General features: G+C 76.8%; 4 protein-coding genes. 2 read left to right on the top strand and 2 right to left on the bottom strand.

Going from position 1 to position 7,593, the window contains the following annotated elements; translation table 11 throughout:
* Positions 1-213 precede the first annotated feature (213 nt).
* Positions 214-3,108, top strand: a complete 2,895-nt coding sequence (locus DLJ47_RS37615) for a helix-turn-helix transcriptional regulator (protein WP_274703359.1) — start codon at positions 214-216, stop codon at positions 3,106-3,108.
* Between the two features lie 90 nt (positions 3,109-3,198).
* Here the strand turns inward: DLJ47_RS37615 and DLJ47_RS08275 are convergent, their stop codons facing one another.
* Together DLJ47_RS08275 and lipA are read right to left on the bottom strand one after the other, a co-directional pair.
* Positions 3,199-4,842 carry a glycosyltransferase family 39 protein gene (locus DLJ47_RS08275; protein WP_109899471.1) on the bottom strand — a complete coding sequence of 548 codons (1,644 nt, stop codon included), beginning with the start codon at positions 4,840-4,842 and terminating at the stop codon, positions 3,199-3,201.
* Positions 4,843-4,894: 52 nt separating this feature from the next.
* Positions 4,895-5,947 carry a lipoyl synthase gene (gene lipA, locus DLJ47_RS08270; RefSeq protein ID WP_199235752.1) on the bottom strand — a complete coding sequence of 351 codons (1,053 nt, stop codon included), beginning with the start codon at positions 5,945-5,947 and terminating at the stop codon, positions 4,895-4,897.
* Between the two features lie 359 nt (positions 5,948-6,306).
* Here lipA and aspS point away from each other — a divergent pair, with 359 nt between their 5' ends.
* On the top strand, positions 6,307-7,593 hold the full coding sequence (gene aspS / locus DLJ47_RS08265; RefSeq protein WP_109899469.1) for an aspartate--tRNA(Asn) ligase: 1,287 nt from the start codon (positions 6,307-6,309) through the stop codon (positions 7,591-7,593).

Genomic DNA, 7,593 nt, shown 5'->3' with positions numbered 1-7,593 from the left:
ACGCGGGACCGGCCCGCCGCGACGGATCCGACCGCCCCGGCCGGTGTCGTACCGGTGCCGGACCGGCCCGCGGCGGCGGAGCCGGCCGCGTCGGGTGATCCAACCGCCTCGACGGAACCGGCCGCCGTGACGGGAGTGGCCGGGGACCCGCCGTCGGTCGGCGGGCCGATCGCCGTGGACGGCGGCGGCTCCGGCCGTGGCATGCTCGGAGCCGTGACCGTACGCGCCGCCAGCACCGTCCTCGTCGGCCGCCAGAGTGAGCTGGCCGCCCTGCGCGACGCCCTCGCCCGGGCGCGCACCGGGGAGCCGACCACGGTGCTGGTCGGGGGCGAGGCCGGGGTGGGCAAGACCCGGCTGCTGGAGGAGTTCGGCGGGCTGGCCACCGCCGCCGGGGCGCGGCTGCTCGTCGGCCAGTGCCTGGAGCTGGGCGAGGCGGGCCTGCCGTTCGCGCCGTTCGCCGCCGCGCTGCGCGACGTGCTGCGCCACGACGGCCCCGCCGTCCTCGACGGATACGAGGCGGAGTTCGCCCGACTGCTGCCGGAGCTGGCCCGGGTCCCCGTCGGCGTCGCCGCGCCCGCCGCCGTACCGACCTCCGACGCCCCGCGCGGCTACCTGTTCGACCTGGTCGCCGGGCTGTTCCACCGGCTCGCCGCGGCGCAGCCGCTGGTGCTGGTGATCGAGGACCTGCACTGGGCCGACCGGTCCACCCGGGACCTGATCGGCTTCCTGGTCCGGGCCGCCCGCACCGCCCGGCTGCTGCTGGTCTGCACCTACCGCACCGACGAACTGCACCGCGGGCACCCGCTGCGCCCCTTCCTCGCCGAGCTGGACCGCGCCCGCGGCGTCGAGCGGGTCGAGCTGGGCCGGCTGGACCGGGACGGCACCGCCGCGATCCTGGCCGACCTGCTCGCCGCCGAGCCGGCCGCCCGGGCCGTCGACGACGTGCACGACCGCACCCAGGGCAACCCGTTCTTCATCGAGGAGCTCGCCGCCGCCGGTGACCCGATCGGCTGCGCCGCGCTTCCCGACACGCTGCGCGACCTGCTGCTGGCCCGGGTGGACCGGCTGCCCGACGCGGCCCAGCGGGTGCTCCGGATCGCCGCGGCCGGCGGCACCCGCTTCGCCCACCAGCTGATCGCCGAGGTGGCTGGCCTGCCCGAGGCGGAGCTGGAGGACGCCCTGCGCGCCGCCGTCGCCGCCCAGCTGGTGGTGGCCGACCCGGACGGCGACTACGAGTTCCGGCACGCGCTGGTCCGCGAGGCGGTGCACGACGAGCTGCTGCCCGGCGAGCACGCCCGGCTGCACGCCCGGTTCGCGGCCGCCATCGAGGCGCAGCCGCACCTGGTCCCCGCCGGCCGCGCGCCGGCCGAGATCGCCCACCACTGGTACGCCGCGCACGACCACCCCCGGGCGCTGGTGACCGCCCGGGCCGCCGCCCGCGCCGCCGGCGAGCGGTACGCGTACGCGGAGCAGAGCCGGCTGCTGGAACGGGTGCTGGAGCTGTGGGAGCTGGTGCCCGACGCGGCCGACCGGCTCGGCATGGACCACCTCGCGGTGCTGGAGGAGACGCTGGCCGCCGCCACCACCGCCGGTGACTACAAGCGGGCGCTCACCCTGGCCCGGGCCGCGCTGGCCGAGGTCGACGCCGACGCCGAGCCGCTGCGCGCCGCCGGGCTGCTCGACCGGCACGCCCGGATGCTGGCCATGCTCGGCAAGGCCGACGGTGCCGCCGAGCTGCGGGAGGCGTACCGGCTGGCGGAGCGGGTGCCGGACGGGCCGGAGCGGCTGCGGCTGCTCGCCGGGATCACCGCCCAGCTGGCCCGGATCGACCCGGTCGGCGGCACCCGGCTGGCGGCCGACGTGCTGGCCGCGGCGCAGGAGTCCGGGATCGACCAGACGCTGCTGCCGGTGCAGCTGGCGGTGCTCTGCCACCGGCAGGGCTCGGCCGACCTGGGGCTGGCCGAGGTGGACCGCGCCGAGCGGCTGGCCCGCGCGGCCGGCAACGCCGAGAGCCTGGTCACCGCGCTGGTCTACCGCTCCGACGTGCTCTTCGAGCTGGGCCGGTACGCCGAGTCGGCACAGGCCGCCGCGGACGGGGTGACCGAGGCCCGCCGGGTCGGGATCAGCCGGTCCACCGGCGCGTACCTGCTGTCCAACCAGGCCGAGGCGCTGCTCGCGCTGGGCCGGTGGACGGAGGCCGAGGAGATCTGCGCCGAGGCGGCCCGGATCGACCCGCCGGGCGTCTCCGGACTGCACTGGCTGCAACTGCGCGCCGGGCAGCGGCTGGCCCAGGGGCACCCGGGCGCGGACGAGGCGGTCGGCCGGGCGTTGAGTTTCCTGAGCCGCCCCTACCTGCACGCGCACCAACGGCTGCCGCTGCTGGAGCTGCGGCTGGCGGCGGCGCTGGCCGCAGACGACCGTACCGAGGCGTGGCGCGCGGCCGAGGCGGCGCTGGTCGACCCCGACCTGCCCGGCTGCCCCCGGTACGCCTGGCCGGTGCTGACCGCGCTGGCCCGGGCCGCCCGGCAGCTCGACGACGGGTCGCTGGTCGCCCGGGTCGCCGCGCTCGCTACGAGCGTGCCGGTCCGGTTCCCCGCCGAGCGGGCGCACGCCGCCGAACTGGCCGCCATCGTCGCCGCCGGGGACGACCCGCTGGCCGCGTGGCGGACGGCGGTGAGCGCGTGGCGCGCCGACGGGCAGCCGTGGCCGCTCGGCCGGGCGCTGCTCTCGCTGGCCGAGGCGGCCGCCGCGGCCGGCGAGCGGGACGAGGTGTCGACAGCGGTGGCCGAGGCCGCCGCGATCGCCGACCGGCTCGGTGCGCCGCCGCTGGCCGAGCGGGCGGCCACCCTGGCCCGTCGGGTCGGGCTGCGCGGCGCGACCCGGGGCCGCCCCGGCGCCGACCTGCTCACCCTGCGCGAACGCGAGGTGCTGCGGCTGGTCGCCGAGGGGCACAGCAACAGCCGGATCGCCGAGGAGCTGTTCATCTCGCCGAAGACGGCGAGCGTGCACGTGTCCCGGATCATCGCCAAGCTGGACGTGAGCAACCGGGTCGAGGCCGCCGCGCTCGCCCACCGCCTGGGCCTCCTCGCCGAACCCGCCACCCGCTGACCCACCCCCGGGGCTCGCGCACGTTCCCGGAAGGAGTGGCCATTCCGCGCGGAACAGCCACTCCTTCCCTGAACGAGCGGGCGGCGGGGGTCAGGGGTGCGGGAGGTAGATGCGCCAGGCGTCGACGGTGACCGGGGTAAGCATGCCCGGCTCGGCGCGGGTCCGCTCGTCGAGGCGGGCGGCCAACGGTGAGCCGACGGGCGCGACCCAGGCCGGTGCCGCCGCCTGCCGCACCGCGCGCCGGTACGGCAGGTAGCGGTCGTGGCCGGGGCTCAGGTCGTCGTCGACCACCGCGCAGACCACGTCCTCGGCGCTGGCGAAGGTGAGCCGGTTGCAGGTCCAGTAGCCGGCGTAGACGTGCCGGACGCCGCGCTCGCGCAGCGCCGCCACCAGCGCGGCGTGCCGGGCCTCGGCGGCCCGCGCGGCCGGGGCGGTGCCGATCGCTCCGGCCGTGGCGACGACGGCGGTGCCGGCGGTCGCCACGAGTACGCCCACCGCAGTGACCCGGAGCGCGCTCGCCCGCAGGCCCGACCCGGCCGACCGCCGTACGTCGAGCCGGGCGTCGGCCCTCCGGCCAGCGCGGCGGGCGGCGGACCAGAGGGGCCAGAGCAGGGCGGGCAGCGAGATCAGCAGGCAGGACAGGTAGCGGGAGCTCTCCACCGGGGTCAGCCCGGCGGCGCTGCTGGCGGCGTAGACGGCGAGCGTGGCGACGCCACCCAGCACGAGCGCGAGCCGGATCGCCGCCCCCGCCCGGGCATCCCCGTCGGGGTCGCCGGTGCGCAGGGTGCGCCAGGCGGTGACGCCGCCGACTGCGAGCAGCACCGGCAGGGCCGCGGCCCACCAGAGCTGCCAGGTGGCGCAGTGGCTGGGCGAGCAGAAGCCCATGCCCAGCGGTGGCCCGAGCACCAGCGCGCCGTGCAGCCGGTCGGCCCAACCGGCGGGCTGCTCGGCGCCGCCGGCGGTGAGTACGGCGGCGAGCGGGTTGCGGCCGGTCAGCAGGCTGTGCCCGAGCAGCGGCGCGGCGCCGAGCACGGCGGCGAGCCCGAGCAGCGCGCCGGCGCGGCCGCGCAGCTCGCGCCAGCGGAACCCGAGCAGCACCGCCCCGGTGGCTGCCACGTACGGCAGCACCAGCGGGTCCACCCAGGCCATCAGCCCGGCCAGGAACCCCCACGCCGCCCAGCGCGGCAGCCGGCGGCCGGGCCGGCCGGCGGCCAGGTCGTACGCGAGCAGGGCGAGCGCCATCCCCGCCGGGTTCATCTCGGGGTAGCCGCCACCGGCGATGAGCTGGTTCTTGACGATCCGGTCGGAGCCGAGCGCCAGCAGCGCGACCACCAGCAGGGCGAACCACCGGTCCCCGGTGAGCCGCCGCGTCAGCCGCCAGGCGAGCAGCACGAACAGCGCGTACAGCGCCAGGGTGGGCAGCCGCAGTCCGAGCACGGACGGCCCGGCCAGCGCGAACACCGGCGCGGCCAGGTACGCCTCCAGCGGCCCCATGTACTCCTGGCCGTAGAACCAGACCGGGAACTGGCGGCCCTGGGCGATGTGCAGCGCGGCCAGGCCCATGGTGGCCTCGTCGCTGTTGGTCGGCGGCGCGTCGTGCAGCAGCAGCCAGAGGCGGTAGCCGACCCCGGCCACGACCGCCGCCACGGTGAGCGGGCCGGCCAGCCGGGTCCACCGGGCGCCCGGCAGCGCGCACGGCGCGGCGCGGCGCTGCTGGCGTACCCCCGTGGTCATGGGCCGATCATGGCACCTGCCCGGCGGACGGCCGGGCAGCGGTGCCGGCGGGTCAGCCGGCGGTGCCCACCGCGGCGCCCTCGCGGGCCTCCAGGGCCTGCCGGTAGAGCCGGCCGGCCCGGTACGACGAGCGCACCAGCGGCCCGCTCATCACCCCGGCGAAGCCGATCTCCTCGGCCTCCTCGCGCAGCTCGACGAACTCCTCGGGCTTGACCCAGCGGGTGACCGGGTGGTGCCGGGGGGAGGGGCGCAGGTACTGGGTGATGGTGATCAGCTCGCAGCCGGCCTCGTGCAGGTCGCGCAGCGCCTGGGAGACCTCGGCCCGCTCCTCGCCCATGCCCAGGATCAGGTTGCTCTTGGTGACCAGGCCGGCGGCGCGGGCCTGCCGGATGACGTCCAGCGAGCGCTCGTAGCGGAACGCCGGGCGAATCCGCTTGAAGATCCGCGGCACGGTCTCGACGTTGTGCGCGAGCACCTCGGGCCGGGAGCCGAACACCTCGGCGAGCTGCGCCGGGTCGGCGTTGAAGTCGGGGATCAACAGCTCCACGCCGCAGCCGGCCTGGAGCGCGTGGATCTGGCGCACGGTCTCGGCGTAGAGCCAGGCGCCGCCGTCGGGCAGGTCGTCGCGGGCCACGCCGGTCACGGTGGCGTAGCGCAGGCCCATCGCGGCCACCGACTCGGCGACCCGGCGCGGTTCGTCGGCGTCGAACTCGGCCGGCTTTCCGGTGTCGATCTGGCAGAAGTCGCAGCGCCGGGTGCACTGGTCGCCACCGATGAGGAAGGTGGCCTCCCGGTCCTCCCAACATTCGTAGATGTTGGGGCAGCCGGCCTCCTGGCACACGGTGTGCAGCCCCTCGCGCGAGACGAGCCCGCGCAGCTGGGTGTACTCCGGGCCCATCTTGGCCTTGACCTTGATCCACGGCGGCTTGCGCTCGATCGGCGTCTCGGCGTTGCGCGCCTCGATCCGCAGCATGCGCCGCCCCTCGGGGGCGGGCGTCGCGGTACGCGCGGCCGGGCCGGTCGTCGGCGCGGAGTGCTCGATCGTCACGAATCCGAGCCTACGCCCGACGGCCGCCGCCGATGTACGTCGGGCGACCGGCGTCACGCCGCAGGGCTTGTGACGGTGGACACCCGCCGCTCCGGAAAAGGCGTCACACCCCGGCCGGCCGACCTGCTACCGTGCCCGGCAACGCTGTGACGGAGCCGAGTAACGGGCCGATCCGCCAGTTGAAGAGAGCCGCCGGTTGCTGCGAGGCGGTCTGGCGCCGGGCCGCGAAGACCCTCCCGAGCTGCGGGAAGAACGGCGCTCGCGCGCCCAGTAGACCCCGCCCGGCTGGCCCCGGTGAAAAGGCGACGAAACGAGGCCCCCGCTCGCGGGGGCGAAGGTGTGGTGGCACCGCGAGGATCCCGCTCGCCCACGCCTCCCTGGGGATCGCGTTGCGATTGATCGAGGAGGTAACCGCCGTGCAACGCATCCTTTCCGCCCAGCTCTCCGCCCATGTCGGCGAACCTGTCCGGATCGCCGGCTGGGTGCACCGCCGCCGGCTGCTCAAGTCGGTGGCCTTCCTGATCGTCCGGGACGCCGCCGGGCTCGCCCAGGTGGTGGTCACCGACCCGGCCGTGCGCGCCCAACTGGCGGCGCTGACCGAGGAGACCGTCGTCGAGGTCACCGGCACGGCGGTCGCGAACGCCACCGCGCCCGCCGGGGTCGAGGTCACCGCGCCGGTGGTACGGCCGCTCGGCGCGCCCGCCGCGCCGCCCCCGTTCGACCTCTACCGGCCGGAGCTGACCGCGAGCCTGCCCACCCAGCTCGACCACGCGCCGGTCGCGCTGCGTCACCCGACCCGGTCGGCGGCGTTGCGCGTCTCGGCGGCGGCCGTGGCGGGCTTCCGCGCCGCGCTCGACGCCCGGGACTTCGTGGAGATCCACACCCCGAAGGTGGTCGGCTCGTCCACCGAGAGCGGGGCGAACGTGTTCGCGCTGGACTGGTTCGGCCGGCCCGCGTACCTGGCCCAGTCGCCGCAGTTCTACAAGCAGCTGATGGTGGGCGTGTTCGAGCGGGTCTACGAGGTCGGGCCGGTGTTCCGGGCCGAGCCGCACGACACCGTCCGGCACCTGGCGCAGTACACCTCGCTCGACGCCGAGCTGGGCTTCGTCACCGACCACCGGGACGTGATGGCCGTGCTGCGGCACACCCTGGCCGGCATGCTCGACGCGGTGCGTGAGCGCGCCGGTGAGGCGCTGGCCACGCTCGGGGTGTCGGCGCCGGACGTGCCGGCGGAGATCCCGGCCGTGCACTTCACCGAGGCGCTGAAGATCGCCGGCGCGCCGGCCGACGAGCCGGACCTGGCCCCGGCGCACGAGCGGGCGCTGGGGGAGTGGGCGCGGCGGGAGCACGGCTGCGAGTTCCTCTTCGTCACCGGCTACCCGATGGCGAAGCGGCCGTTCTACACCCACCCGGACCCGGCGCGGCCGGCCTACTCCAACGGCTTCGACCTGCTGTTCCGCGGCCTGGAGCTGGTGACCGGCGGGCAGCGGCTGCACCGGCACGCCGACTACCTCGCCGCGCTCGCGGCCCGCGGCGAGCCGGTCGAGCCGTACGCCGGCTACGTCGACGCGTTCCGGCACGGCATGCCGCCGCACGGCGGCTTCGCCATCGGCCTGGAACGCTTCGTCGCCCGCCTCCTGACCCTCCCCAACGTCCGCCAGGCCACCGCCTTCCCCCGCGACCTCCACCGCCTCACCCCGTAG

It is taken from the genome of Micromonospora sp. S4605 (assembly GCF_003176715.1).
Taxonomy (GTDB): domain Bacteria; phylum Actinomycetota; class Actinomycetes; order Mycobacteriales; family Micromonosporaceae; genus Micromonospora; species Micromonospora echinaurantiaca.
The sequence above is the reverse complement of the archived record's forward strand: the minus strand, read 5'-3'. Positions and strand labels throughout refer to the sequence as shown.

Excerpts from the sequence above, each read along its gene's own strand:
- DLJ47_RS08275 (WP_109899471.1), bottom strand. The coding sequence starts at position 4,842 with ATGACCACGGGGGTACGCCAGCAGCGCCGCGCCGCGCCGTGCGCGCTG.